This window comes from Leifsonia sp. TF02-11, from assembly GCF_017565305.1.
Taxonomy (GTDB): Bacteria; Actinomycetota; Actinomycetes; order Actinomycetales; family Microbacteriaceae; genus Leifsonia.
The window spans coordinates 16377-41336 of the sequence record NZ_JAGEKP010000021.1; the positions used below are offsets into that span (position 1 = coordinate 16377).

Below are 24960 nucleotides of genomic sequence, written 5' to 3' on the forward strand. Positions count from 1 at the left end.
ATCAGTCCCTCTCGTCTCCGGCTTCGCCGATCTGATTCGCGTGCGCCTCCAGCTTCTGAAAGCCAGCGGCAACGGCCCGAGCGCCCGCGGCAAGCAGCATCGGCACGCCAACGGCGGCCCCCACACCGGTTGCGGAGGCTGCCGCCCCCGCCCCGGCCATCGCGCCCGCTCCGCCTGCCGCGGCACCGGCACCACCGGCAGCGGCTCCAGCGCCGCCGAGCGCGCCCCCAGCGCCGCCGAGCGCACCCCCGGCGCCGCCGAGGGCTCCGCCCGCGCCCGTTGCCGCTCCTCCTGCGCTGCCGGCGGACGCTGCCGCGCCGCCTGAAGCCGGGCTCGCTGCGGCACCGCCGCCCTTGGCGGCCGCGGGGCCAGCCGCAGGGATCGGCTCGCCAGAGGCTCCGCCCGGCGATTGTTGAGCGGTTCGCGCGGGCGAGCTGGACCCTTGGGGTGCCGGGATGTTGTTAGGGTTCGGCGCAGACACGCCCCCGTCGCGGGTTGTGCCACCGCCGCCGGCCGGGTTGGTGAATCGAGCCAGGCGCCACAGTGCGGCGGGGGCCAGCGCGGCGATACCCATCATCAGCACGGTCAGTCCGAGTTTGACGAAGGTCTGCGGTGCTTGGAGAGGGTTGGTTGCGTCCGACTCGATGCTCGCGATGTTCGCGTTGACCGCCTTGTAGGCGATGCCGAGGAGCAGGAACAAGAGCACGTGCGAAATGGCGATCCCGGAGAAGATGATCGGGCCCTTCCACCCGAACTTCCGTGTAGCAGGGTGCACGATCCAGACGTAGCCGAGCGGGATGATCGCGCCCATCAGGTACTGCATCGCCAGCTGCACCATCAGCATGAGCACCACGGCGACGAGCGTGACGATCATTGCCAGGAGCAAGAATCCGCCCATAAAGTACCCGATGCCGGATCCGACGACGTCCAGCTTGCTGAAGGAGTGAGCGAGGTTCGAGTAGAAGTCGACCGTGCTCGAGGACACTCCCCACTGGGCCAGCCAACTGACCAGGGACGTAATCAGAGTGGAGGTAGCGATACCGATCGCAGGACCGAATGCCGTACCAATGAGGAAGGCTGGCATCGCGATTCCGAAGGTATCGATCACCGTCCGACCAGAGCTTTTACCGCTCTTGCGCTCGAACACCACGAAGAGACTGATAACAGCAAGGACTAGCAACGAAAGCCCAAACGACAGCGCGTACGACTGGAGGAACCAGCGCGCGGAGAAGTCGGGCTTCAGCGCGTTGAGCACCCAAGGAATCAGCCCTCCGGCGAGGAACTGGATGGCGTTCTGAAACTGCTCGATGATCCATCCGGGCGGGTTGGCCGCGAACTGGATTCCACCGGTGATCGCCTTGACGGGTTCGGGGATGAACCCGCCGATTGCGTCTCCGATGTTCGAGCCCGTGTCGCACACCCACTGAAAGGGCCCGCAGCTGTTGTCGGCGGCCATCAGCAGCCTCCGGAGAACGGGCTGCCGGTACGCTCAACCGCGGCCGCGTCGACAGTGGCCCCGTTGACGAGCTGCCAACCGTCGTCAGTCGGGGTGAGGGTGAACAATCCCCCGCCGCGGATCCCGTGCTGGCCGTCCGTGCTCGACGGTTGCCCGTCCTTCAGCAGGTACCCGGTGAGGGCGACGACGACCTGGTCGGGCTTGGCTGACTCGATCACGTAGCGGGCGGTGTAGAGCGAGAACGCATGGGATGATTCGTCGCCGAAGGGGTTACCCACGCTCGGCAGTGCTGTCGCCCGCTCAAGGACGTTGCCGGCGCTTGCCGCGATCAATGCGTCACGTGCTCCGACCGCCATTCCGGGGTCGGAGTAAGTGGACAGCTGCTGGTAGGCCCCAAGGAACTCGACAGCGCCAACGGGGGTGAAGTTCTTTTCCGCCCGAAGCTTGTTGAACATGACGGCGGTTGGCGGTGTGCCGAGGAGACATCCGCGAGCGGCGGACGCATCTGGGGCGGCAGTTGCCGCGGGCGTCGGGCTCGATGGTGTACGGGTCGGTCGAGGGGCCGCCTCTGGGGCCTTGCCTGCCTGGCCGATCAGAATCCCGGCCGTTACGGCGACCACGAGGGCCGCCCCTACGCCGATCACCCACCAGATGCGCCGACCCTTTCGTGACGTCGCAGGGCTGGTCATGCCTTGCCCGCGTTCGCGAAGAAGATCATGCCGGCGAACAGCGTCGGAACCAGCACCAGGGCGCCGGCTGTGACGAACGCGCCGATGACCTTGTTGCGTCCCTTCGACTTCTTCTGTGGGTTGTCCTCGCTGTTGATGTGACGCAGGTGGATGAGCGAGAAGATGACGATGAACGCGGAGGCGACGATGCAAGCGCCCCAGGCGCCGCCGAGCCACCACTGCCAGGTGCCTTTGAACGCACCGCCGAAGAAGTCCATAGACGGCTTGACGCCGTCGAAGGGGTTCTGGTCGGAATTGTCGGTGTGGACAAGGATTGCGCTTTCGAGACGAACGAGATGGTGCAGCATGGGTGGTCCTTTCTAGGTTGTGGTTGAGGAGAGGTGAAAAGTGCAGTCGGGCGATGTGCGCCGACACGCACCGAAGGTGGGTGATAGGCAGCTCATCCGGCTTCTCCGTCGACACGGAGGGTGATCTGGATACCGCCGCACTCGAAGACATCCCCGGGGGCCAGGGTGTAACGCGTCTCCGGGATCAGCTGCCCGGCCGGGACACCGGCCCAGTTGACTGCCCAGGTTCCGTTGGCCGAGGATCGGTCCATCACCCACACGCCGTCGCCATCGAGTCCGAACGCGAAGTGAGTCCGCGAGAGCTCGCGCCCCAGATCGGCGATCTGTACGACGCGCGTGACGGAGTCCTCGACGTGGGGGGCGCGCCCCACCACCCCTTCGCCCGTAACTGGCACCCGCAGACCGGTGCTGAACTGGAGATACCGGCGGGTTTTGACTTGTGCAATGCGGGGCGGGCGTAGCATCGTGCGCTCGTCGAAGCCGTCGTCGAGGTCCTCGTCAGCGGTGCGGGCTGCGGCGACATCCTCGGGTCCGGCCGCAATGATGAGCGGCGGCGCGGGTGCCAACGGTTGCACGCGCGAGAGCAGTCCGGGATCTACCTGAACGGTCTCGGCCGATGCCAGCGGCGGGACGGCAGGTAGCTCCGGCTCTCCGTGCGGCGATGCTGCAGGCACATTGTTCTTCTCGGAGCGTCGACGCAGCAGTGAGAGCCGCTTTCCTCCGGCTGGAGGCTGTGCAGCGACTTCGGCGACGTGACGCTCCTCAATCACCTGGCGTGCCAGCTCGGCGGCTGTTTCGGGTGCCACCGTGGGGGGAAGGGCGAGTGGTTCCGCGTGGGTGGCAACTCGGCCCGCTTCGGGGAAGAGATCGCTGAGGGTGCCGCCCAGCGGCAAGCTGCAGAAGGAGCAGAAGGCGCCGTTCGGAACGTATTCCTCGCAGTGGGGGCAGGTCACCCACGCTGAGGCGGAAGGGGTGCTTACCACTGGGCCGCCTCGTCACGTTGGGTCTTCTGCTGTGGCCGTGTCAGCCGTGCATTGCCGTTCATTCCCGTCTCCTCCACAGGTCGGTATCGAGGCCAGCTGAGCCGGGGGTGGAGGCCCCGACTCAGCTGCCCTCATTACCTAGATGGGCCAAGCGCGCACCGAGCTCGAACGGAGGCGTAACGGACAGCGTCCAATGCGACTGCGCGCTCGGCCCATCTAGGTAGTGAGCGGCACAGCGCGCTCAGTACCGGAAGGATCATTCGTGGAAGAAGACCCCCGCTCGTCGGTGCCACCGAGCCCGGCAGTCAGCCCAGACACTCAGTCCGACAGCGTCGGCGGCTACCAAGTGCCCATCGACCCGATGGACTTTCTGCAGTGCGACGGATGCCAATGACGGCACGGCGGCGCGAGGTCGAAAGACTCGCTCGCTGCACCGAACCAATCCCCCTAACCCCCGTCGACGCGGACGCTCAGAGAGCGGAAGCGGCCGCCCTGGCTCAGATGAATGCGGATCTAGAGCAGCTCAGGGACCAAGGCTGGCAAGTCAAGCGTGAGAACAGGATGACCAACCTGGAGGAGCGCACCTACATGATCCAGCACATGCTCGAGCGCCCGATCGAGGCTCAATGCTGAACTGGGTGGTCGCGAGCAGGAAGCGGATACTCATCGTCGGTGTCGCACTGTGGATCGGCGTCGCCATCATTGCGGTGCTCAACCCCCTGAAACCGGGCGTCATCGACACAATGGCTGCGACGTGGCCTCTCTGGCTGGGGATTCCGGTTGCTCTAGTAGCGGTCGTTCTCCAGTTCGGCAGCTGGGCTACTTTGGTCATCATCCCCATCACCATGTTCGCGCTGATCGTCTACGGGGAACCCTGGCGCGAACGCACCGCGAATCGATCCGTCGTCGCTGCCCCGCCGAGAGCGGGCAACTACATCGGCCGGAAGGACTCGATCGCCGACACCGCAATCCCGGCACGAGGGGCTGTGGCGGACCGCAGCACCGGCGTCAATCTCGCGCTGGAGGCCACCCTCGAAAAGACCCGCGTCAACTCGCGGCGCACCACCAAGAAGGGAACAACAGCATGACAATCAGCATGTCATCCACAACCGCTAGCTCCGTGACGAGGATTGCCTGATGGCCGGCGAGACGGTCATCACCGTGGTGGGGAACCTGACGGCCGATCCCGAGCTGCGTTACACGCAGAACGGGCTGGCTGTCGCCAACTTCACCATCGCGTCCACCCCCCCGCACGTTCGACCGTCAGGCGAACGAGTGGAAGGACGGTGAGGCTCTGTTCCTCCGTGCCAGCGTCTGGCGCGAGTTCGCGGAGCACGTCGCGGGTTCGCTGACCAAGGGGTCGCGCGTCATCGCGCAGGGCCGCCTCAAGCAGCGTTCTTACGAGACGAAGGAAGGCGAGAAGCGCACCAGCATCGAGCTCGAGATCGACGAGATCGGCCCGTCGCTGCGCTACGCCACCGCTCAGATCACCCGCACCTCGGATTCCGCCAGCGACCCAGAAGCTAGCGCCTCGACTGAAGAAGAACCGTGGGACCGCTGGAATCGACCATCATCCGACGAACCCCTCCCCTACTGATCCTCGCTGCTCCCGATGGCGCCCGGTGTCAACGGCACCGGGCGTCATTTCGTGCGGAATTCTGGGTTCTCCGCGACGTAGCGCTCGTAGTCCTGGCGGGCGCGCTCTCCCGAGACTCCGAGCATGCGGCCGATCTCCGCGAAGCTGTACCGCTCCTTGTATGCATCGAAAACGGCGCGTCGACGCCGGGATGTGAGCGCTTCCTGTTCAGCCCTCACCCGCGCGCCTTCGGCCGCCAACGCGGCCAATCGCTCAGGGATCGGGGTCGTCATGGCGGCCAGCCTAACGCACGCCAACAGGTATTGCCGAAAACCAAGGAACATTGTTGTAGCGCAATGGCTATTGCGAAATCACAATAGCTCTTGTATGTTCGTCCACATCGACCTCGAAGAAAGGAAGGAGCCGACGCCGATGACCGGACACACGAAGATCGCCGACCCGCTCCCGAAACGTGGAGGAGCGATTCAGCTCGTCCACTACTTCCCGACTCGCGACGGCTGGTCCTCCGAAATCGTCCAGGGGAAATACCTCTCGGCGACGACCTCGACGATCAGGATCAGACGCGACGACAGGACCGTGGAACTGGACCGCGGGCAGTGGGCTGTCTGCATTGCAGAACCGTCGCCTGAACCTGAACCTGCAGAGGATGCGCCCCAGTCCGCGCCGGACCCGGTCTCCGACCCCGACGCTCCCCCGCCCTCCTGCCCGGCCGTCCGTACTCGCTTCGTGGATGATCCGGACGTCGTAGACATTCGGCCCGTCGGATCACATGGGAGCCAGCGGGCCGGCACGCGAAAGTGTGGGCAATGCGGCGCGGTGGTGACGGTTACCCAACGACTTGCCGGAGGTGAACCCGCTTCCGCTTGGCTCTACGAGGCGCACACCGTCCCGCGAGAGGACCCCACGCAGGAAATGGAGTCCGCTACCACCTGACACGCCCTTACCGATCCGGGACCAGCGACCGAGAGTGCGAACTGAACCACCTCGGTCTCACCACAGCACCAGCCCGCTTCGGGCGAATCCGTGAGCGCCGAGCGCTCTAATCTACCCAAGGGGGAAATCACCTTGAGCACTGAGAACACCACTGATGCCGCGCGTCCGCGAGGCCTGAACCGACTCTGGACGTGGGCACGCTCGCATCGCGGCTCCGCGATCGCGGCGGGTGCGGGCGCGGTGATCATCATCGCGGCGGCCGCCGTCGGTATCCCGGCGGGCGTCAGCACTGCGCAGCATTCCGACGCGGACGCGGCTTACCAGGCCGCCCGTATCAAGGCGGTCACCCAGTACCGCCAGGACCTCAAGGCGCAGAAGGAGTTCGCCGCCGCCCTCGCTACCGCTGGCGAGCTGCAGAAGCAGCTGACGCAGATCCACGACGAGGCCAAAGTAGGGCAGTACTTGCCGGATGCGCAGGTGAAGGCGCTGGATGCCCAGCTCACTCAGCTGAAGATGTACGCCGCATTCAAGGCCGGAGCACCGGTCCAGGATCCGCGACCAGCCGGTAAGCCGTCTTCGACGACCGAACAGCTCCGGAGTGAGACAGCACGACTGACGGCGCTGGTCGACCGTCAGGCCGGTGCAGCGGGCAACACGCTGAAGGGTGGCCCCGGGATCTCCGCCCAGGTGAAAACCACCAATCGCGCCCTTGCTCAGATCGTCACAGGCCTGGACAAATCGGCCAACGCGGCCGCCGTCCCCGCTCTCGACGTCGACGCGAAGGGCATCATCACCGCCCTGGCGAAGGCCGGTCAGGGTGAGAAAGACGCACTGACCAACGCCGCGGCCGCCGCGAAGAAGGCCGTAACGGACGGCAAGAGCCCGGCACCGCTGCTCCTGGACTTCCTGGCCAAGGCCAAGGCAGTGCACGACTCGCACGACAAGACCGTCGCCGCGGAGGCGGCAGCGGCCGCGCAGGCCGCCGCGGAGGCTGCTGCTCGGGCTGGTCAGTCCAGCTACACCGACCCCAGCACGGGCGAGGTCCGCCAGACCCCGCGCGGAAGCGGCGGGGGCAGCCGTGGCGGCTCCGGCGGTGGCGGGTCGACCGGTGGCGGCGGCTCCACGGGAGGCGGCGGGTCGACCGGTGGCGGCGGCTCCACGGGCGGTGGCGGCGGCGGCGGTGGCGGCGGCTACACGCCTCCGCCGGTGGACCACACCCCGCATGTCAACGCGAACGGTGCGTACACGCCAGGCTGCGATGGAGCGTTCAGCTACTCGCAGACCACCTCGAGCGGCGGGGCGATCAGCATCAACGTCGGCTACCCGTACACCTACAGCACGTTCTCGACAGACAGCGGGTGGGGCCTCTCGGTCTACGCTTGCATCTAGGCCGCATCCCTCCCCCTTGGGATGCTCTCGGCGCCCCGCCCCTCCCCCGGGCGGGGCGCCGCTTTTTCCCAGTCCACACGCGAAGAACCCCGCGAGCTCGATGAGCCCGCGGGGTTCTTTGCGAAGGCCGCCTGCTGTTGCGCTTACGGAGCCACGGCCGCGATCATCACCGCCGTGCGTCCGTCCTCCGTCGACGCCGATGCGAACGACACGTCCGTGCCCGTCGAGGCGAGGAGCAGCTGTCGCACGTCCTGGGGGCCATCCTTCTGGGCGGAGCCGAACAGCAGGATCTTCTCGTCGATACCGCCGGCGCCGGCGATCAACGCGACCTGTCTCCCGCAGAGCGTCGTGACTCCGAACGTGGACTTCCCGTCGAAGTCGTGAACGTGCTCCCGGACCCAGCTCTCCATGCACGAGTTCGGCACCAGCGTCGCAGCGACTGGCTGCGCCGCGGAACCGCTCACCATCGCACGCGCCATCAACAGATCCTTGGCGAAGGAGTCAGCGAACAGCGCCGTCGTCGACCGCGCCGGCGAGGCCGGATCAGCTGCGCCCGGCGGCATTGCGCGGTTGGCAGCCACCTGTGGCTGCGGCGGCGGCGTGTAGGCCGCTTCGGGATCCTGCCCGGACCGCGCGTTCGCCTCCTCCCGCTTCTCCTCCTCGGCCGCCGCCTCCTGCTTCATCTTCAACTCGGCGGCCGCGCGCGTCTCCTGCGTCTCACCGACAGGATGATGCTGCGCGTACACGCGGTCGGCCTCCGACTGGGCACTCAGAGCCCCCACGCCGAAGAAGAGGCCCCCGGCGGCGATCGCCACCCCGAGCGCGGCGATTCCGGCCACAGCAAAAGACCGCGTACGAGGCGACATCCGCTTCCTGTGCGCGCTCACGGGAACACCGTCACCGTCACGCCGGCACCAATTGGACTCATCGGGCTGACGTATCCCCACGGGGTTGCGCAGTTGTACTGGGCGTTCGTGTACGTCACGTTGCGGGCGACCGCGTTGGGAAGCTGCCAGTAGTCACCGAAGCCGAAGTTGTGCCAGTACTGGCCGCCACCCCAGTCGGTGGACATCCAGCCGTTCGAGTTGAGGTTCGACCCGGCGGCGCAGTAGGTGATGTAGTTCACCGCGAGCGACGAGCAGCCGCTGGGTGCGTTGCACGTCGAGTGCGTCCAGTAGATCGGGGCGGTGTAGGTGTAGATGTTGTAGGCGTTCCACACCGGCGCGCCGGGCTGCGCCATGGGCGTGATCCACTCCTTTGACTGCACCTGCACTATGGGGCTGTAGAGCCCGTTGGGGGACGCGCAGCGGGTCTGCAGGCCCATTCCGTAGGGGTACCCCTGCATCGCGTACGAGGGACCCCAGTTGACCTGGGTGAGGTTGTTCGTGAACGGGCCCTGGTATTGGACGGCGTTGTTGTAGGTCTTGCTGGTGGTGCCCGCGTGGTTCTCCAGCTGAGACGCCTGCAGCGTCGTCCCCGCCGGGCAGGTGCCGGTGAAGTTCCATTTCACGTTGCCCGATGCGTAGTTGCCGTTGTAGCCGGTGCGCGTGTAGGTCATGTTGGCGCCCGCCGGCGTGGTCGGCCACGGTGTCGTGATGACGGCGGGGGTGGAGGCCGCGCCGTCATTGTTCACCAGCGCCGTCAAGTAGTAGTTGGCGTCGGCCCCGTAGGTCCAGCCCTGCGTCCACTGCACGTCATAGGTGAGAGCGGTCGTGGTCGCGATCACAGCACCTCCTACGCTCGGGACCTTGGTGGAAGCGAGGCCCAGCTGGAAGGTGGTGGGCAGGCTCGACACTGCCGTCCAGCTGAGGGAGTGCGTCCAGTCGTTCGCTCCCTGCTTGACCGTCAGGAGCGACGGTGGGACGTCCTGGTGATAGTTGGCGCTTGCCGTGCTCGTCGCGCTGCCGGTCCCGCAAGCGGCGGTGAGGGTGACGGTCCCGCTGCTGCCGTTGGGCACGCCGGCGAGGTCGATGGTGGAGGCGGCGCCGGTGAGGGTGCGCGCCGTCACGACGTTGACCGGCGGCACACCGGCGGGCGACGAGGTGGTGTAGGTGAGGTTGAGATTCGTGGGCATCGCGTCGCATACGCCGCCGGTGAACGTGACGCTCACACCTTCCCTTGCACCTGAGTAGGTGGCGCCCAGGGTCTGTGATCGGACGATGCTAGTGATGCGCAGGTCGGACGGGGTGGGGATCGGGCTCGTGGGCGGTACGAAGCGAATCTCGCCTGCGGCTGGCGCGTTGACGATTGCGGTAGTGCCGGTGAAGACTCCCTGGCGCGAGAACTTGGCGAGGTCCTCGTCGGCGCTCTTGACGTCGATGCGAATCAGGTAGGGGCGCAGGTCGTTCCAGTCTGCGTCCGTGACGTTTGCGGGCCGCGAACCAGAGGAAAGTGTGGGGTTACCGGTCGCGTCGAAGGTGATGGTTCGGCCTCCGAGGTTCTCATAGACGATCGGGGCGGACTGCAGCTGGTCGACGCGCAGCTCTGACTGTGTGGGCGATGGGTCGATCGGACTCGACGGGCTGCACTCTCCGCTCACGGTCGCCGCGGTCGAGCGCAGCGTCGTGACACCGTTCGAGGTGGTGGTGTACCACTGCTTGACCGAGCAGTTCCCGCCCGTTGTGGAGAGCAGCGCGACTCGGTCCGATCCGTACCCGTGTACGAGTGTCGATGCGCGGACGTCCTGCTTGAACTCGATATCCCCAACATTGAGACGCACGGAGGCTGTGGCTGAGTTGCTGAGGATGGAGTTGAGGGTGACCACGACGATGGTCGCTGCGATCGCTGCAGCGATGAGGGCGGCGCGGATCGGGGCGTTGACCACCAATTCCTTGATGCTGCCGGCAGCGTCTCCTCTGGAGCCCTCCAGGAGCCGGAGCCGGTGTGAGATGAATTTGCGCATGGTGCCTTCCTCTACTTCCAGCTGGGGGGTGTGAATCCGGTGGGGCGGGGCATTCGTTGAGCGCTGGCGGCGTTGCCGCTCAGCGTGGTCGGCCAGAGGCCGCTGCCATTGGTGCCGATCGCCCACAGCATCCCGTCGGTGTCCACGGCTGCGGTGACGTTCCCGTCGACCGTGGTCTGGACGCTGCGGAACTTGGCGCTGCCCGCGTCTACGGGGGTTGGTGCTGTCTTGTTGCTGGTGTCGCCCGTTCCGAGAGCACCGGAAGATCCTGCTCCCCAGGCCAGGAGACGCCCGGTGCTGTCGATCGCGAAGGCGCGGCCCTGGCCGCCGGAGACCTGTACGAAGATCGTCCCGGCTGCCACCTTCACTGGCGTCGACCTGTTCGCCGTGGTGCCGTCTCCGAGCGCCCCGTTGGCGTTGTTCCCGGCAGCCCAGAGCTGGCCGCTGGGGTCGATGCCGTAGAAGGCTGTCGCTCCGGCGCTGATCTGTGTGAACGTCGTGGTGGCTGGGATGCGAGTGGCGGTGGCCGTCGGGGTGGTGGTACCGGTGCCGAGCTGGCCGTATGTGTTGTCGCCCCAGCTCCAGATACGCCCCTGGACGTCCAAGGCCCAAGTACTCGCGCCGCTGGTCGCGACGGCGGTGAAGCGGGTGCTCGCGGCGACCTGTTGAGGTGCGTTGTAGGAGAGCTTTGCGCCATCGCCGAGCTGACCCGCCGTTCCTAGGCCCCAGGCCCACAGTCGATGCGAGGTGTCAATGGCGAAGCTCGAGCCGCCGGCAGTCGTGATGGCGATGAACTTGTGGTTCTTGATCGCCTCGGGTGCGCATACCTGGTCGCCGGAGCGTCCCAGCCCCAGCTGGCCCTGAGTGTTGTTGCCGTATCCGTATGCGGTGCCGGTGGCGTCAAGGAGGAAGGCGGTGTCGGTGGTCGCGATGACCGTGCGAACATCGGTCAGCGAGGTGAGTCCGGCTGCGCTGACTGGAGTGGTGGAGGCTGCACCGGTTCCCGCCTGGCAGGCCGTGTTCGCTCCGTAGACCCAGCGTTGGCCCGCGCTGTCCACCCCGTTGCGGGCGCTGGCCGTGACCCACGTGGTGCCCGACTGCGGCCCCTTCATCTGGTCTTCGGTGACCTTAGTGGTCTGCCCGGCGGCGACTCCCCAGATCGTGAAGGGGGTCTCGCCATCTACCGTCACCCAGGTCGGGTGCCCTTTGGCGTCGAGAGCGCTGATGTGTGAGGCCTTGGTGGCCTGGATGACGACGTCGCGGGTCATGATGAGGCCGCCGTCGACCTGGTCTGCCTGAACGCGAAGGGTGCGGCTGGTGCCCGCGGCGTTGAGCTCGTCGGAGACGATGCTGGTGCAAACGGCGGGGTTGGTTCCGCATTGGCGACCGGTCGGAGGGACGCTGCTGCCGCTGAGGTTGCTGTCCAGCGATGCGGCGTAGGCCTGCGCTCGGTTCTCGAGCGCCTGGCCGAGCTGCACCGTCAGGGCGGCCTGTTCGGTCACGGCAGCGTTGTTGGTAACGATCGTGGTCATGACGTAGAGGCCGGTGATGGCGGCCACGCCGAGGACGATGGTGACGCGGAGATCTCCGCGTTTCCCTCTGAGTCGTTGACGAATCATGAGGCTGCTCCTGCGTCGTAGATGAGGATGGTGTCGGTGACTGCGGCACCGTCGCTCACCACGAGGGTGACGGGTGCGCCCGCGCTGACCGCAATCGTGCCGATGTAGTTGGCCCCGTCTGCGCTGATCGGGATGGTGGCGAGTGTTTTGCCGCTCTGCAGGAGGCGCAGCTCGGCGCTTGTCTGAACTGATCCGGCGTGAATGAGGTAGCGCCAGATGCGAGCGGCGCTCGGGGTGGCCGTCGCAAGTACGGTGCCGGTCGCGGCGGGGAGCGGGGAGGCTTGAACGGCGGGGTTAACGGAGCCGATGGGTGTCTGCAGGCTCGGGTCCATGCGGATGATGGGTGCAGGGACGAGGGTTGTGACGTCGTCGGCGCGGAAGAGGGACGCGTGCAAGCAGCGACCGTCCGCGACGTTGACGACGGTGGTGCAGGTTGCTGTCGTGTCGGCGCGGTCTCGGGCCGTGAGGGCCTCGTAAGTGACGCCGCCGGGCTGCGTTGTCGCCCAGAGTGCGACTTTGGCGATGGTGCCGGAGGGGAGAGTGACGGTGCGCAGGTCCGGGCTCGTGGCGGTGCCCCAGGTGATGCTGGGGCGTTTGTCGTCGACGAGCGCCGAGATGGCTGAGAGGCGCTCGGAGACGCTTCCGGTTGCGGTCACGACTCCGGCGGCCGCCGGAGTCGTGGTGGCGATCAGGGTGGCCACCACGGTGAGCACGATGACGGCCGCGAGAGAGTCGCGGATGCTGCCCTTCTCGCCGGCTAGAAGTCGCCGGAGGGGCTTGCTGGCGTTGGGGAGCAGATTTACGGGCACGGGAGTCCTCCGAGTGAGGGGGCCGGCTCGGACGAGCCGGCCCCCGGGACGGGTTCTTTTACGGCGCCGCCGGGCAGGTGACGCCCGCGACGGTGGGGATGGTGTCGGCGGAGCGGGTTGCTCCCGAGTAGGTCCACATCGGCTTGCCACCGTCCGCGACCGCGACGGCGCAGAACGCGGCCCCGTCGCCGCTGACAGCGACGGAGACCTTCGTGCCATCGGGGACGGTCAGGACGCCGGCAGCGGTGAGCTGGTCGGCGGTGCCGTAGCTGCCGTGGTTGGTCTTGTAGATCGTCTGGGCGCTCTGCACGGTGCTACCGATGCCGCCGGAGTTCGACGTGTTGAGGCCGATCAGGACGCCGACCATGATGACGCCGAAGATTGCGACGGTCGCGATCCAGCCAGCGTTCGTGGTGAGCCATTCTTTGATGCCACCTGCGGGCATGATTTCTCCTTTGGGTTAGTGGTGCGTGGTTGTGTTGAGGGTTGCTTGTCCGGGGTACGTCGGGTCCGATTGCCCTAGGCGGCCACCTCCCCGGTTCCGTGGGTGAGGATCGTCAGCCCGACGATCGCGGCCGCCGCCAAGGCGGGACCGTGAGCGGTGTTCTCCTCATCCGCGTTGTGGACTCCGCGGGTGAGCTGGGCGATGACGGAATGGAAGATGAAGCCGAGCAGGAACACGACCGCGGCCAAGAGTGGGCTGGCCATTCCGAAGACCCCAATCGGAACGCCGATGAGCTTGATGTCGCCAGCGCCCACGGGTGTGCGCCCGGCGGCATCGTCAGCGACAGCGCGCTCGAGGTAGAAGACGAAGGCCAGCGCACCGCATGCAGCGCCGGTAACCCACTGAGTCGAGTTGAGGTGGTCGAACGCGCTGGCAGCGACGACGGCCGTTCCAAGCGCGAGGATGCTCAGGTTTGGGATAGTGCGGGTGCGCGCGTCCACGGCAGCGATGGCAAGTAGCCCCACGGTCAACGCCGTCGTCGCAGCCACAGGTTGCCCCGGGATCAAATCAAACATGTCCGGTCATGCTCCCCATGTCCTGGAGCGAGATCGCCATCGGCGTCATCAGCATGAACACCGTCGCGACGCCGAAGAACAGCGAGAAGTCCTCCACCTTGCGGCCGAGGCGGTTCGCCAGTTCCGTCGACGCGTTCTGCGCCTTCTTGCCGTAGGCGACGCTGAGCTCCTGCAGAACCGTGATCCGCTCAAGGGCTCCCGGCTGCAGCGTGAGCCGGTGAGCCAGGATCTTTGGGAAATAGGGCGACGCGGCGACGCCGGCGAGGTCTTCGACACCGTCATAGATCCGCTGAATGTGCTCGTCGACGTGGAGAATGATCGCCTCGTTGCCGGTTGCCCGGGCGGCCGTGCGGAGCGCCTCCGGCTCGTCCATGCTGGCGTCGAGGCTGGACGCGAGGACCTCGCAGAACTTCGCCGCCGCGTCGTGGATGGTGACTTTGCTCAGCAGCTGGCGCAGCTTGGCCCGCTTGCGCTTCGGAGCGCTCAAGATGAGTCGGTCGAGCTTCAGCCGAGTTCGCGGGTTCTTCTTGCCGGTTTTGTTGTACCAGGTCATCGCCGCCACGCCGCCGACGAGCGCGATGCCGGCGAGGATGCCGAGCACCTTCGTACCGTTCATCATCATGGTGGCCACTACGGCAGCGCTGGGCCCGAGCGACGCAGGGTTGCTGAAGGCGAGGTTGACCGAGACCACGATGATGATCACCGTGAGGATCGCCAGACTGATCGGTCCGCCGAGCTTGACGCGGAGTTCGGCGGTCAGGTTGGAGTTGTTGCGGATCAGCTCGGCCGATCGGCGCAGGTTCCGCCAGAGAATCTGCTGGTTGACGCCTGCGATGAGTAGGTCGCGTGCAACGCGCGGGAAGACGTTCTCCTCGTTGTTGAACGCATCCGTGAGACTCACGCCCTCGGCGATCCGCTCCGCCATTCGGCCGTAGGCTTCGCCGACCGTGGAACCCGCGTAGACGCGCGAGAGGGTGTTTACCGTGCCGTACTCAGATTCTCCGGCGCGGAGCAGCGACTCGACGTCTTCCAGGGTCTCTGCGATCTCTTCGCGTGTAGACCGGTACAGCGCGACGGCTTTCGCAGGCTTCGCCTTCGCTTTTGGAGCTGGGGTCAGTTCCGCAGCCGCGGCGGGTGCTTCCTCGAGGAAGTTGATGTCGGACATTACGCCTCCAGGTCGGTGCGGACGGGCATGTTGAGTGCTTCGGTGAGCGCCTTGGGGTCTCGGAGGGTGGCGGCGGCGGTTTCCCGGGTCACCTTGCCGTTGCGTACGAGGTGCGCGAGGGAGTCCTCGAACGGCACGTTTCCGGCGCGGCGGCCGGCACTGCGGAGGTAGCTGCGCACGTGGTGGAGTGCACCGCCGCCCGTGGCGTCGCCACGGATGGTGCCTTCCAGCTCGCGGTCGTTGATGGCTACCTCCTGCACGAGCGCCATCTGCATCTCGTCCGGAGCGACGTTCTCCCCGTCTTTGCGGACGAGCGACTGGACGACGATCGCCTGCAGGGCCTGAGCAAGCTGGGTGCGAGCCAGGTGCTGCTTGTCGGCGGGATAGAAGGAGATCATCGCTGCGATCGCGTCTTCGACCGAGCTCGCGTGAAGGGTGTGATCACCAGGTGTCCGGAGAGCGCCGCATCCAGCGCGGCCTGCGCGACCTCACCGTCGCGGATCTCGCCAATGACGATCACCCGCGGGTGGGAGCCCTTGGCGTCCTTGATGCCGTCCTCGTAGCTGCGGAAGTGCGTGCCGAGCTCACGTTGCGTCACCAGTCCCCGGGTGGGGAAATGCAGGAACTCGGCCGGGTCTTCGAGCATGTAGACGTGCGAGTCGACCGTGTTCATGAGGTCAGCAAGGCAGGCCGCCATCGTGCTGCTCTTACCCGAACCTGTTGGTCCGGCGATGCCGATGAATCCGGAGGGGCGGTGTGCGAGCTGGACGACCTTCCGCGGCAGCCCGAGCTGCGCGGCAGTGGGAATGGTGCGAGGGATGATTCGCAGGGTTGCTGCGGTGCCGTGGACGGTGCGCTTGAACGTGGCACGAGCGCGGTAGTCGCGCGCTTGATCGATCGAGGCGAAGGCCTGCCAGGTGGCGGGCGTCCACCCGCCTTCGCGATGGTGCTCAAAGAGCGACTCAGCGAAGGCGTCAATCGAGCGGGGATCCAGCTGCGGGATCTCGGGGATGGCGGTGGTCTGCTTGTACTTGACCGTCAGAACCCCGCGGTGTGGGGTGAGGTGGATATCGGAGCAACCCTCAGCTCCGTATCGGTCGACTAGTTCAGCGACGTCGGCAGCGGTGAATGTCGTCATCAGCGAGCCTCGATCCCGAGGATGCGGACGGCTTCGGCCTGGTCTGTGACACCCTCAGCGATGAGCTGGTCCAAGTTGGTGGCGAACTTCGTGGAGTTGGCGTCGGCGACCGCGTGCAGCTGCGTGCTCGAGCGGCCCTCGATCATGGCGTCGATGAAGCTGTCGGTCTTTGTGAAGATTTCGTGCACCGATCGCATCCCCGAGTAGCGCCGCTGACCTCCGGTGCGGTTGAGGGTCCGGACGAGACGCTGAGAGACGACGCCGCGAACCCCGTCGAGCATTGAGAGCGGTTCGGCCTCAGCAAGTTTGACGAATCGGCGTAGCGCCGCGACGCCGTCGGTGGCGTGGATGGTCGAGAGAACGAGCTTCCCCATGTCGGCGAGTTGCGCGGCCAGCCGGGCTGTATCGCGGTCGCGGACCTCGCCGACCACGACCAGGTCCGGGTCGGCCCGGACGATCTTCTCGAGGATCGCGGCGAAGCCGGCCTGCGCGCCGTTAGATTCGTTCACTTCGATCTGCTCGACGCCGTCCATCAGCTGCTCGACCGGATCCTCGATTGACATGATGGTGCCGAACTGGCTGCGGACCTCCATCACGATTGCGCGCAAGAGCGAGGACTTGCCCTCATTCGTCGGCCCTGCCGCGAAGACGATTCCGCTGCGGCGGGCGAGCATCCGACCGAGCGCTGCGGAGTTCTCGGCGGTCATACCGAACTCGTCGAGCGGCCGCACGCTGCCCACCTGAGGCAGACGCAGGATGACCTTCTCGCCCTCGTCGACCAGGAGGAAGCGGACCGCTCGGGCTCGGTAGTTGTAGCCGTTGACCGGAAGCAGGATGCGTCCGTCCACGGGCTCCGACGCCTTGTGCTGGCTGCCAAGGCTGGCGTGCGCCTTGATCGCGTTAAAGATGGTTCGCGCTTCCCCATCGGCCGCGCTGTATTCGATCAGGTCGTGCCGCTCGCGCTCGAACTTGGTGTAGATCCGCAACGCCTTCGTTGCGCTGTCAATGACCATGTGGACGTCGCTCGCGCCGGCCCGGGCCAATGCGATCAGTGCCTCGTGCTTCCAGTCGGTGATTTCGCGCTTGCGAATCATCTCGGCGACTTCAGCAAAGCTCTGCTCGCCTCGAGTGCCGCTGGCCGGTCCTCCTGGGGCTGCGAGGGCGTCAACGGTGGTGAAGCTGTCCGGGATGGTGAGGGTCATGCTAGGTCCTTTGCTCGGAGAGGAAGATCGGAGAGGGGGGCGCGGGCCGTGTGTGAGGGGTACCCGCGCCCCCCGGTCTGGTTACTTCGTGGTCGTGCGCTTGGTGCGTCGAGTGACCGCGAAGAGGACGATCCCGGCAGCCAGGAGGATGCCGCCGAAGGCGCTGAGGATCCATACGGCTCCGGCTTCGTCTGAGCCGGTCTTGGCGAGCGCGGTGACGGTCGTAATTTCCCCGTCGGCACCGCACTTGCCCTGGTGGGTGATTTCCCCGCGAGCGTTCCGCACGATCTCCACCCAGAAGTAGGTGCCCGCGTCGGTGAACGTGTAGTCGTCGGAGGTGTACTCGCCGGTGGCAGGCAGCGGCTGAGGCTTGCCGACCTTGACTTCGTTCGCAGCCGCGCAAACCGGGGTGGAGCCCTGCTGCTTGTAGACGGCGAACTCGATGGTGGCGTCCTTCGGGATCACGCCCGTCACCACCGCGGTGTCATGGCCCTTCTGGCCGATGCTGAGCAGCGGCGTGGCCTTGGTCACCACGTCGTCCTCCGCTACAACCGTCTTCTCCTTCTGGTCGCCGCACTCCCCCGTGTTGATGACGGTGCCGTCACCCGCCCGGAACGTGGCCACCCAGTAGTAGACGCCGACCTTCTTGAAGATCACGTCGGCGGACGGGAACCGGCCCGCCTGATCGACGGGGACCGGCTTGTTGTAGAAGTACGCCGGGTCGCGCTCGATCGGCGCGTCGGGAGTCGGAGTCGGTGTTCCGGCAGCTGCAGCGTTGGGAGCAACGGGCTGGTCCGACTCAGGGACGTATCCGGTGTTGAACACCTCGTTGTCCGCCTCGCACACCGGCTGGTCGCCGAGGTCGTGCTGCAGGTAGGCGGCGAAGGTGACTGTGTTCGGGCAGCTCGTTGCACCGTCAGCGGGCTGGGTGGCGCCGCAGTAGGGTGCGGGGATCTGGCCGTCGACGATGGCGGTGTCGTTCGTCTCGTCGCCGAGCGCGACCGAGGCGATCGCCTCCGTGGACACCGTGGGCGGGGAGACCTTGGTGACCTCACCCTGAGTCGCCCATCCGTCGGTCCAGTCCGCGAAGTACCCGGCTCCAGGACCGTCCTGAATGATCGACCACACGTTGACCAGGTAGCCGGCGGCCGTCGGCGGAGCGGTGATCTCGTCGGAGCTGTAGTCACCGGGAGCGGTCACCGTGACGTCGGTCGTGTGAAACAGCTTCGCGTCGGCCGGGATGCTGTCACCAGGAGTAGGAGCGGTGTCGCCTTCCACCCAGTACGTCTTGTTCTGGAAGTGCGCAGGGATGGGTGCGCCGCCGATGGTCGGCCACGGTCCCTCGTCGAGCGAGACGGTCAGCGTGTCCGAGGCCTCGTGCCCGAACCCGACCTCGTCCGCCGATGCCTTCGAGACGCCGGAGAGCTTGGCGGCGACGACGTGCGCTTCCGCTTGCAGGCCGAACTGATCGGCCCAACGGTATCCGTCCGGCATGAACAGTTGCGCTCCGACTGAGGAGTCGGTTGCGTCGATGTCCCAGACCCACTGGTAGAAACCGGGTGCGTGGTTGGTGGCGAGCACTGAGGGTGCCGTGTACGCGCCCGGGCCGTTGAGGGTCACCGTGGCGGTACCGGCCACGGGTGCCCCGGCCGGGACGGTCGCGGACGGCGCGGGCTGGTCGGCGAACGGGCCGTAGAGTGTGCCCTTGGCGACGACGGGGATGTAGCGTCCCGACGTCGTCTGCCGCCAGGGCTGCGACCCGGCGGCGACGTCGGCCTGCAGCGTGTCGGTGAAGCTGCTGCCCTCGTCGACGAAGCGGCTCTGCACAGAGGTCGTGACCACGGGAGAGAACAGCGTCGAACGCTCGACCGGGTCGCTGGCGCTGATGGTGTAGTTGGCGTGCTGCGTGGTCGTCGTGCCGGCCTTGATGACGCGCTGCTGGCCACCGGTGTAGTAGATCGTGACGTTGCCGTCGTAGGTCCACCCGGCGGGGGCGTTGACGTTACCTGTGGCGCTGATCTTGTAGAACGGGGTGCCGTCGGCCGGGACGCCCTTCACGGGGTACGTGCCGTTGCCAACACCGTTCTTCGCGCTGCTCCCAGAATCAGTGAAGATGCCGTTGGTCAGCTGCAGGTTGACGGTGGCGCCGGCGGGCAGGTTCACCACGCGCAACGAACCGGTGTAGTTGTTGTTGTCGACGCTGAAGCTCATCGAGCCGGTGAGGGCCGGAGCGTTCTGGGGCTGGTTGTACTGGGTCTCCGTCTGGTCCCAGATGTAGTTGAACGCGCCGAGCACCGTCTGGTTGCCGTCGATGTAGTGGACGCCGGTGTTGTAATCCTGGCCGTTGTAGTGGGCCCACGTAGAGGTGTACGCGTAGACGTAGGCGTTCACCGCGGCCGCCTGGGTGGCGTCCGCGGTCTGACCCCACCTGGAGAGCGCGTAGTTGAGCCGCTGCAGCACGGAGCTGTCGAGCGCGTCGCCCATCTCGGTAGTCAGCGCGCCCACGAGGGAAGCTCCCCCAGTCGCGCCGCTGGGCCAGTCAGCGGAGGAGTCCATGCAATAAGCGCGAGAGCCGTCAGGGACAACGTAGTTCCCCAGGTAGCCGCCCTCCGGTGTGATCCCGGCATAGCCGGCACCGGTGGACGCTGCTTCCGCAGGAGCGAGCGTTCCCATACCAATGGCGCCGACGACGGCGAACGCGCCGACGCTAAGTGCGAACCGCTGCAGTCGCTTCATCATCGGCGACTTGCGGTGACGTCGACGGGGAAGCGGCGCGTGCTTACCTGCCGTGCGGGTCAGAGCGGCGCGGATCCCACGCCCCTTCGGATGATCGTTCGCGGATTGCATGCTGCGACTGGTCCTCTCCTGCCACGGAAATCCGCGGCGGTCAGGGCCGGAGCGGGTCATCCGGCCTTCACTACCTAGATGGGCCGAGCGCGCAGTGAGCTTCGGTGAGCGTCAGAGAGCGAGGTCGGCAACGCCGGCCAGAACGGACTCTTGACGTACCCGACCCTGGAAGACGCGAAGGGCGCTGAGGTGGGTCTCGGATTTGCGTGGGTTGAAGTTCCGGTCCGTCAGGAACGCGTACAGCAAGGAGGTCTCCTGCGGGCGCGGACGCCCGCCCCAGCTGATGTTCGCCACGGCGCGGAGCTCTACGGTGCTGACCGGTGAGAACAGCTCTGCCGCCTCTGCGATGCGCTCGCCCTCGTGGCCCTGTCGCGTCGACGGGTTGTCCGCCATCCAGCCCACGACGTCGGGCAAGTGCTTGGCCAGCTTGGCGGGAGTGCGCGGTTCGAGGGTCGCGACGGTCAGATCAATGGCTTCGTCGATGGTCGCGCCCACGCGTGTGCCGTATGAAGCCGGGTCCGGAAAGGTGGAGTGCGGGATGCGCAGCTCAGGGTTTTCCAGCCAGTCGAACTGGGCGCGGTGGAAGATCCGTCCTGTGGGGTGAATCTCGCGGTCGACCCCCGTGCGTTGACGGAATCGCGCCCGCCCGGTCTCGATGCCGATCCATTCGCTAACCAGCGTGGCGGCGTAAGCGAATGGGGATGCGGCGTTCTCGACGAGCGCCTGGCATTGTTCGGGACTCGTCGCGAAGGAGACGAGGATCAGATTGACGAGATCGTCCTCGTCGCCAGCCTGGTAGGGATGGCCGAGCTTCTGGGCGACGTTGATCGCGTTAGGGATCAGGTGTCGTCGGATGTGGTCGAGGAAGTCGCTCAGCTGGGCAGAGTTCAAGAACGCAGTCGGATTCTCCCCCAACGCGGCGACGGCCGCCCGGAAGGCCTCCGGCTTCATGATGCCAACGCGGTGGGGCGACCACTGACAAGCTCGCTGATCATGTCGACCTTGGCCAGCACGTCGTAGGCCACGGCGACCGCGGCGCGGAAGTCTTCAACGCTCGTGGGATCGGCTTTGATCGCCGCCGCGACATCGTGAACGTCGACGCCTTTGTAGGTGCTTCCGCACTTGAGAATCGGGTCGAGCACGCGATTGACCAAGAGCGTCGCGCGCCGGTCGAGCGCAGCGGGTTCGGGTACCACGGCCTTGGAGTAGACGTCGCGCGCGCGGCGCATAGCACGCTCCCCGTTTAGGGGATCGTCAAGGTTCGGTAATTCCGACAGAATTTTCGTGCGCTCTGTCGCGCTAACACGGGGGTCATCAGCCCACGCGTGCACCTGTTGATGGCGAGGAGAAATCTCCTCAGGAGCGTCGATCTCACGAGGATCGGCGGCCAGGCTAAAGCCTTCAATGTCCGTAAATAGGTCCGGCTGATGTCCCCTCACGGGGACGAAGATAGCAGGAACTAGGGACATTTGGACGCCAATAGGGACTTTCTGCCGGTGAGGCCCTATTTCGGTACCCTCCAGGAATGGGCAGAGGGAGCGCCGCGCCGTCGACAGAGTTCTCGATGCGCGTTGTCTCCAACATCGAGCACCGCCGCCAGGAAGTGGGCAAGACCCACCAGCAGTTGTTCACCGAGGCCGGCCTCAGCAAGAACTACTACTGGAAGCGGCTCAACCATGAGCTTCCTTTCAACACCAACGACATCGACGCCCTGGCGCGAGTGCTCGGCGTTGAGCCCGAGGACCTCACCTCGAAGCGGATGGTGGGCAACCGCGCCCTGCGTCTCGGCGGTCCGGAACTCGCCCGCCGCCTTCGTCTACTCGCTGGGGCACCAACCGCGCATGGTGACGAGTTCCGCATCTCCGATCTCGTGGACTTCCTGCGGTCGCAAGAGGTCGAATTCTCTCCCGAGCGTTGGGCCTCCCTGATCGAAGAGACCGCCTCCGTGACGAGCCAAAGCGAGAAGCTGCTGGTCGAGATAGCGACGTTTTTCGACGTCGATAGGGTCTATCTCACCAACTTCGCCCAGGAAGACGTCACCGAGCACGTCGAGGCACAGCTCGTCCTCCGTACAACGCTGAAGCAGATCGGGGGCGCGACCGTCTCGGCGCGCGCGCTCGGCAATGTTCCCGCCAGCGCACTCCTCCAGATAGCGAAAGACATTTCAGCAACAGACCAGAAGTAGAGCCATAAATGAGCGTCAATTCGGGGACGCCCCATGGTCGAACGCCTGCAGACATTGCAAAGAACGCGCAACGCAAGTTCGACAGCCTCCAACTCAACGACAACACCTCCACGACCCTCCTCGACATCGTCGGCCTCGTCGTCGACCGGCTAGGGAAGCCGATCGCGATCGAACCCATCGGGGACAAGAGCTGGGCAACAGTCACCGGTCTCTGGGTCGACACTGCCGACCGTCACCGCATCCTCATTCGCAAGACCGATACGCCGCTGTACCAGATGCACGTCGTCTTGCATGAGCTCGCGCACATCCTTTTCGAGCACCCTGGCTGCAAAACGGCGCGGGCCACTGCGCCAGGGGTGGCGATCGATGCCACCTCGGCCGAGGTCCGCGCCCGCAAGGTCATTGCCTCCAGCTCCAGCGCGAGTGTCGTCTCAGACGCCGTCCTCGAGGGGGAAGCCGAGCACCTGGCCTTCTTGCTGTCGCGGATCCTGCTGCGACCCAAGAACGACTCCGACGAGCGGATCTTCGGCTGATGCACGAACTGAAAACAGCCGCGACAATCATCCTCGCCCTCGTGTTCGTGCTGCGCACGCCCTCAGCGATTAGGGAGCCACGCAGCCGCCTGTCCTGGTTCGCCTCCGGCGTCGGAACACTCGCGCTTCTCACCCTCGGAACGGTCATCCCCCAGCCGGTCATTGACGGGTGGATTGGGGGCGAGAACTGGATCAACCTCGCTCAGAACCTTCTCTGCACCATCGCGTTCTGGCTGGTGACGCAGGCCGCCATCTCTCAAGACGGACAACGCCGGCGACTGCGCTGGTGGCCACTCGCGCTCGCCCTGATCGCCTTCACCATCCCGTTCCTCTTCATCACCGACCGCGGCACGACGGACCACTACTTCATCCCCCACCGCACAGGCCAGACCGCGATGGGGCTCTACGCCTCGATCTACATGGCGACCATCGCCGCCATCTCGTTCGAACTACTCCGAGGAGTCAGGAACCGACAGGCTCGCTCATACTGGCTCTTCCGCATCGGCGCGGCGCTCGTCATCGTCGCCAGCCTCGACGAGATTGTCTTCCTGACGTTCGCGCGCTTCCAGATGGCTCCTCCCTTCATAATCGAACTGCTCAACATGGCGTTCGACCCGTTCTTCTACGTCGGCGTCATCCTGATCGTCGCCGGCATCGCCTCGTTCACAACCACCCGATCCGTACGCGAACTGCGCCTCCAGGCAAAGCTGTTCCTCCTGGGACGGGTGCTCGCCCGCCGCGGGCTCCCACGGCCGCAGTCTGTCCCGTCTACGGACACCATTGGCCGGGTCTACGACCACGTGATCACCATCCGCGACCAAGAGACCATGGCCGAGATCACCCTCAGCCGCGGTGAGGTGATCCTCGTGTCCGGAGCCGAGCGCTTCGTCTCCCGCACACTGCCAAACGCGCCAAGTGAGCCGATGGTTCACTCGCTCACCATCACGAACGGAGCCTCAGCATGATCTGGGCAATCATCGTCGTCGCGGCGGTCGTCCTCATCGCGATCGCCATCGGCGCTCTGGCCGTCGTCCTCGCCCGACGTGTGGTGCTGCCGCGGCCGCCGAAACTCACGACGATCCGGGACATCGACCTCGCCTCGGAAACGATCACTCTCGACGCGGACCGCAAGACGCGGCATCCCGGCACCTTCGGACTATGGACCAATGACGACGGTTACGCACTCGTGGGCGACATTGTTGGCCTCGACGCATCAGGCGACTCCGTCACCCGCCAGCTGCTCGAAATCGACGGTACGGGGCTCTCAGAGGCCACCGAAGGGCGTTGGACCGGACACGTACTCCGCTCCCCTGCCGTCCTCCAGCGCAATGACCGCGAGATCCTGATCCCCGTCGACGGCGGAAGGGCACCGGCTTGGCTCATCGAGCCCAACGGAACCCCGTCCACCACCTGGGCCATCCACATCCACGGCGTCCGCACGACCCGAATCACCGCGCTACGTACCGTGCCGGCCGCCGACCAACTCGGCATGACCTCGCTCGTCGTCTCCTTCCGCGGTGACACGGAGGGACCAGACGTGATGAACGGCGCCTCCGGCCTCGGCACCACCGAATGGCCCGACGTCGACGCGGCGATCGCATACGCGCTCGAGCACGGCGCCGAGCACGTCATCCTCTTCGCCTGGTCCATGGGGGCCAGCATCGCCTTGCTCCTGACCGAGCGCTCCCAGCACCGCGCGGCGATCGCCGGTCTCGTCCTGGTCGCGCCGTCGACGGACTGGCGGGCCGTCATCCGCCATGGCGCACACAAGGCCCACCTCCCCGCGTTCATGGCCTCAGCTGCAGCTGGAGCCCTCTCCGGACATCTCAGCAGCCGAATCGTCGGCCTCGCCTCGCCCATTGACCTTGATTCGCTCGACTGGACTCGTGGCCCGCGCTTGGGGACGCCGACCCTGGTCGTCCACTCTGACGGCGACACCGAGATCCCGGTGAGTCTCAGCAGGAGGTTCGCGGCCGCCAATCCTCAGTACGTCACGCTTGTCGAAATCGACGGCGCCGAGCACGCCTGGGAATACAACCTCGCCCCCGAGCGATTCAACGCGACCATCGTCGACTGGGTGCGGTCCACGACACGCTAACGGGGGACGCCAATAGGGACAGACAATGCCCCTATACCGGGTAGTCTG

General features: G+C 66.1%; 25 protein-coding genes and 1 pseudogene. 8 read left to right on the forward strand and 18 right to left on the reverse strand.

The genetic code is table 11. The features are described 5' to 3' along the window. Position 1 precedes the first annotated feature (1 nt). The 4 genes from JNB50_RS20145 to JNB50_RS25850 all read right to left on the reverse strand — a co-directional run bounded on the left by JNB50_RS20145 (position 2) and on the right by JNB50_RS25850 (position 3445). Positions 2-1456, reverse strand: a complete 1455-nt coding sequence (locus JNB50_RS20145; RefSeq protein ID WP_208041937.1) for a hypothetical protein — start codon at positions 1454-1456, stop codon at positions 2-4. Then, positions 1456-1911 (reverse strand): hypothetical protein, encoded by a 456-nt coding sequence (locus JNB50_RS20150; RefSeq protein WP_208041938.1) that lies wholly within the window; start codon positions 1909-1911, stop codon positions 1456-1458. Before JNB50_RS20150 ends, JNB50_RS20145 begins: the two co-directional genes overlap by 1 nt. A gap of 230 nt (positions 1912-2141) precedes the next feature. Further along, entirely contained in the window at positions 2142-2492 is a 351-nt protein-coding gene (locus JNB50_RS20155; protein ID WP_208041939.1) for a hypothetical protein, read from the reverse strand. Between the two features lie 92 nt (positions 2493-2584). Then, entirely contained in the window at positions 2585-3445 is an 861-nt protein-coding gene (locus tag JNB50_RS25850) for an FHA domain-containing protein (protein WP_208041940.1), read from the reverse strand. Between the two features lie 656 nt (positions 3446-4101). Between JNB50_RS25850 and JNB50_RS20165 the strand changes: the two genes are divergently transcribed. After that, entirely contained in the window at positions 4102-4563 is a 462-nt protein-coding gene (locus JNB50_RS20165; RefSeq protein ID WP_208041941.1) for a hypothetical protein, read from the forward strand. 49 nt (positions 4564-4612) lie between these two features. Next, positions 4613-5072 (forward strand): annotated as a pseudogene (locus JNB50_RS20170) (single-stranded DNA-binding protein). A gap of 44 nt (positions 5073-5116) precedes the next feature. On the opposite strand, the gene JNB50_RS20175 reads toward JNB50_RS20170, so the two are convergent. Beyond that, a complete protein-coding gene (locus tag JNB50_RS20175; RefSeq protein WP_208041942.1) occupies positions 5117-5344 on the reverse strand; it encodes a sigma factor-like helix-turn-helix DNA-binding protein in 228 nt (75 codons plus the stop codon). 94 nt (positions 5345-5438) lie between these two features. On the opposite strand from JNB50_RS20175, the gene JNB50_RS20180 reads away from it, so the two are divergent. Both JNB50_RS20180 and JNB50_RS20185 read left to right on the forward strand, forming a co-directional pair. Then, the gene (locus tag JNB50_RS20180; RefSeq protein ID WP_208041943.1) at positions 5439-6005 is read left to right on the forward strand and encodes a hypothetical protein; all 567 of its coding nucleotides are present in this window, start codon (positions 5439-5441) and stop codon (positions 6003-6005) included. 132 nt (positions 6006-6137) lie between these two features. Further along, a complete protein-coding gene (locus JNB50_RS20185) occupies positions 6138-7394 on the forward strand; it encodes a hypothetical protein (RefSeq protein WP_208041944.1) in 1257 nt (418 codons plus the stop codon). Positions 7395-7537: 143 nt separating this feature from the next. On the opposite strand, the gene JNB50_RS20190 is transcribed toward JNB50_RS20185, so the two are convergent. The 13 genes from JNB50_RS20190 to JNB50_RS20250 form a co-directional block, all read right to left on the reverse strand. Next, positions 7538-8233 carry a hypothetical protein gene (locus JNB50_RS20190; protein WP_208041945.1) on the reverse strand — a complete coding sequence of 232 codons (696 nt, stop codon included), beginning with the start codon at positions 8231-8233 and terminating at the stop codon, positions 7538-7540. Between the two features lie 44 nt (positions 8234-8277). Then, positions 8278-10296 carry a hypothetical protein gene (locus JNB50_RS20195; RefSeq protein WP_208041946.1) on the reverse strand — a complete coding sequence of 673 codons (2019 nt, stop codon included), beginning with the start codon at positions 10294-10296 and terminating at the stop codon, positions 8278-8280. Between the two features lie 11 nt (positions 10297-10307). Then, positions 10308-11855 carry a hypothetical protein gene (locus JNB50_RS20200; protein ID WP_208041947.1) on the reverse strand — a complete coding sequence of 516 codons (1548 nt, stop codon included), beginning with the start codon at positions 11853-11855 and terminating at the stop codon, positions 10308-10310. 56 nt (positions 11856-11911) lie between these two features. Further along, positions 11912-12724 carry a hypothetical protein gene (locus tag JNB50_RS20205; protein WP_208041948.1) on the reverse strand — a complete coding sequence of 271 codons (813 nt, stop codon included), beginning with the start codon at positions 12722-12724 and terminating at the stop codon, positions 11912-11914. A gap of 58 nt (positions 12725-12782) precedes the next feature. Continuing rightward, positions 12783-13169 (reverse strand): hypothetical protein, encoded by a 387-nt coding sequence (locus JNB50_RS20210; RefSeq protein ID WP_208041949.1) that lies wholly within the window; start codon positions 13167-13169, stop codon positions 12783-12785. Positions 13170-13243: 74 nt separating this feature from the next. Then, positions 13244-13717: a prepilin peptidase gene (locus JNB50_RS20215; protein WP_208041950.1), complete on the reverse strand. Its 474-nt coding sequence runs from the start codon at positions 13715-13717 to the stop codon at positions 13244-13246. A 19-nt stretch (positions 13718-13736) separates the two neighbouring features. Next, positions 13737-14909 carry a type II secretion system F family protein gene (locus JNB50_RS20220; RefSeq protein WP_208041951.1) on the reverse strand — a complete coding sequence of 391 codons (1173 nt, stop codon included), beginning with the start codon at positions 14907-14909 and terminating at the stop codon, positions 13737-13739. Then, a complete protein-coding gene (locus JNB50_RS20225; protein WP_208041952.1) occupies positions 14909-15307 on the reverse strand; it encodes a hypothetical protein in 399 nt (132 codons plus the stop codon). Before JNB50_RS20225 ends, JNB50_RS20220 begins: the two co-directional genes overlap by 1 nt. Continuing rightward, entirely contained in the window at positions 15304-16047 is a 744-nt protein-coding gene (locus tag JNB50_RS20230; protein ID WP_208041953.1) for an ATPase, T2SS/T4P/T4SS family, read from the reverse strand. Before JNB50_RS20230 ends, JNB50_RS20225 begins: the two co-directional genes overlap by 4 nt. Continuing rightward, positions 16047-17249: an ATPase, T2SS/T4P/T4SS family gene (locus JNB50_RS20235; RefSeq protein ID WP_208041954.1), complete on the reverse strand. Its 1203-nt coding sequence runs from the start codon at positions 17247-17249 to the stop codon at positions 16047-16049. Before JNB50_RS20235 ends, JNB50_RS20230 begins: the two co-directional genes overlap by 1 nt. Positions 17250-17330: 81 nt before the next feature. Beyond that, positions 17331-20096 (reverse strand): hypothetical protein, encoded by a 2766-nt coding sequence (locus JNB50_RS20240; protein ID WP_208041955.1) that lies wholly within the window; start codon positions 20094-20096, stop codon positions 17331-17333. Between the two features lie 111 nt (positions 20097-20207). After that, positions 20208-21047, reverse strand: coding sequence for a hypothetical protein (locus JNB50_RS20245; protein WP_208041956.1), 840 nt, complete (start codon positions 21045-21047; stop codon positions 20208-20210). Continuing rightward, entirely contained in the window at positions 21044-21535 is a 492-nt protein-coding gene (locus JNB50_RS20250; protein WP_208041957.1) for a hypothetical protein, read from the reverse strand. The genes JNB50_RS20245 and JNB50_RS20250 overlap by 4 nt, the downstream gene beginning before the upstream one ends. Positions 21536-21621: 86 nt before the next feature. Between JNB50_RS20250 and JNB50_RS20255 the strand changes: the two genes are divergently transcribed. Genes JNB50_RS20255 through JNB50_RS20270 form a run of 4 tightly spaced genes read left to right on the forward strand, consistent with a single transcriptional unit; the run spans position 21622 to position 24912 of the window. Continuing rightward, positions 21622-22281, forward strand: coding sequence for a helix-turn-helix transcriptional regulator (locus tag JNB50_RS20255; RefSeq protein ID WP_208041958.1), 660 nt, complete (start codon positions 21622-21624; stop codon positions 22279-22281). 8 nt (positions 22282-22289) lie between these two features. Continuing rightward, a complete protein-coding gene (locus JNB50_RS20260; RefSeq protein WP_208041959.1) occupies positions 22290-22814 on the forward strand; it encodes a hypothetical protein in 525 nt (174 codons plus the stop codon). Continuing rightward, positions 22814-23779, forward strand: coding sequence for a hypothetical protein (locus tag JNB50_RS20265; RefSeq protein ID WP_208041960.1), 966 nt, complete (start codon positions 22814-22816; stop codon positions 23777-23779). Before JNB50_RS20260 ends, JNB50_RS20265 begins: the two co-directional genes overlap by 1 nt. Further along, a complete protein-coding gene (locus tag JNB50_RS20270) occupies positions 23776-24912 on the forward strand; it encodes a S9 family peptidase (RefSeq protein ID WP_208041961.1) in 1137 nt (378 codons plus the stop codon). The genes JNB50_RS20265 and JNB50_RS20270 overlap by 4 nt, the downstream gene beginning before the upstream one ends. Positions 24913-24960: the final 48 nt, after the last annotated feature.

Bases quoted from the DNA above. Each gene is read 5' to 3' on its own strand.
- JNB50_RS20145 (WP_208041937.1), bottom strand. From the start codon at position 1,456: ATGGCCGCCGACAACAGCTGCGGGCCCTTTCAGTGGGTGTGCGACACG.
- JNB50_RS20150 (WP_208041938.1), bottom strand. From the start codon at position 1,911: ATGTTCAACAAGCTTCGGGCGGAAAAGAACTTCACCCCCGTTGGCGCT.
- JNB50_RS20155 (WP_208041939.1), bottom strand. From the start codon at position 2,492: ATGCTGCACCATCTCGTTCGTCTCGAAAGCGCAATCCTTGTCCACACC.
- JNB50_RS20165 (WP_208041941.1), top strand. From the start codon at position 4,102: ATGCTGAACTGGGTGGTCGCGAGCAGGAAGCGGATACTCATCGTCGGT.
- JNB50_RS20175 (WP_208041942.1), bottom strand. From the start codon at position 5,344: ATGACGACCCCGATCCCTGAGCGATTGGCCGCGTTGGCGGCCGAAGGC.
- JNB50_RS20180 (WP_208041943.1), top strand. From the start codon at position 5,439: ATGTTCGTCCACATCGACCTCGAAGAAAGGAAGGAGCCGACGCCGATG.
- JNB50_RS20195 (WP_208041946.1), bottom strand. From the start codon at position 10,296: ATGCGCAAATTCATCTCACACCGGCTCCGGCTCCTGGAGGGCTCCAGA.
- JNB50_RS20210 (WP_208041949.1), bottom strand. From the start codon at position 13,169: ATGCCCGCAGGTGGCATCAAAGAATGGCTCACCACGAACGCTGGCTGG.
- JNB50_RS20220 (WP_208041951.1), bottom strand. From the start codon at position 14,909: ATGTCCGACATCAACTTCCTCGAGGAAGCACCCGCCGCGGCTGCGGAA.
- JNB50_RS20225 (WP_208041952.1), bottom strand. From the start codon at position 15,307: ATGATCTCCTTCTATCCCGCCGACAAGCAGCACCTGGCTCGCACCCAG.
- JNB50_RS20230 (WP_208041953.1), bottom strand. From the start codon at position 16,047: ATGACGACATTCACCGCTGCCGACGTCGCTGAACTAGTCGACCGATAC.
- JNB50_RS20235 (WP_208041954.1), bottom strand. From the start codon at position 17,249: ATGACCCTCACCATCCCGGACAGCTTCACCACCGTTGACGCCCTCGCA.
- JNB50_RS20240 (WP_208041955.1), bottom strand. From the start codon at position 20,096: ATGCAATCCGCGAACGATCATCCGAAGGGGCGTGGGATCCGCGCCGCT.
- JNB50_RS20245 (WP_208041956.1), bottom strand. From the start codon at position 21,047: ATGAAGCCGGAGGCCTTCCGGGCGGCCGTCGCCGCGTTGGGGGAGAAT.
- JNB50_RS20255 (WP_208041958.1), top strand. From the start codon at position 21,622: ATGGGCAGAGGGAGCGCCGCGCCGTCGACAGAGTTCTCGATGCGCGTT.
- JNB50_RS20260 (WP_208041959.1), top strand. From the start codon at position 22,290: ATGAGCGTCAATTCGGGGACGCCCCATGGTCGAACGCCTGCAGACATT.
- JNB50_RS20265 (WP_208041960.1), top strand. From the start codon at position 22,814: ATGCACGAACTGAAAACAGCCGCGACAATCATCCTCGCCCTCGTGTTC.
- JNB50_RS20270 (WP_208041961.1), top strand. From the start codon at position 23,776: ATGATCTGGGCAATCATCGTCGTCGCGGCGGTCGTCCTCATCGCGATC.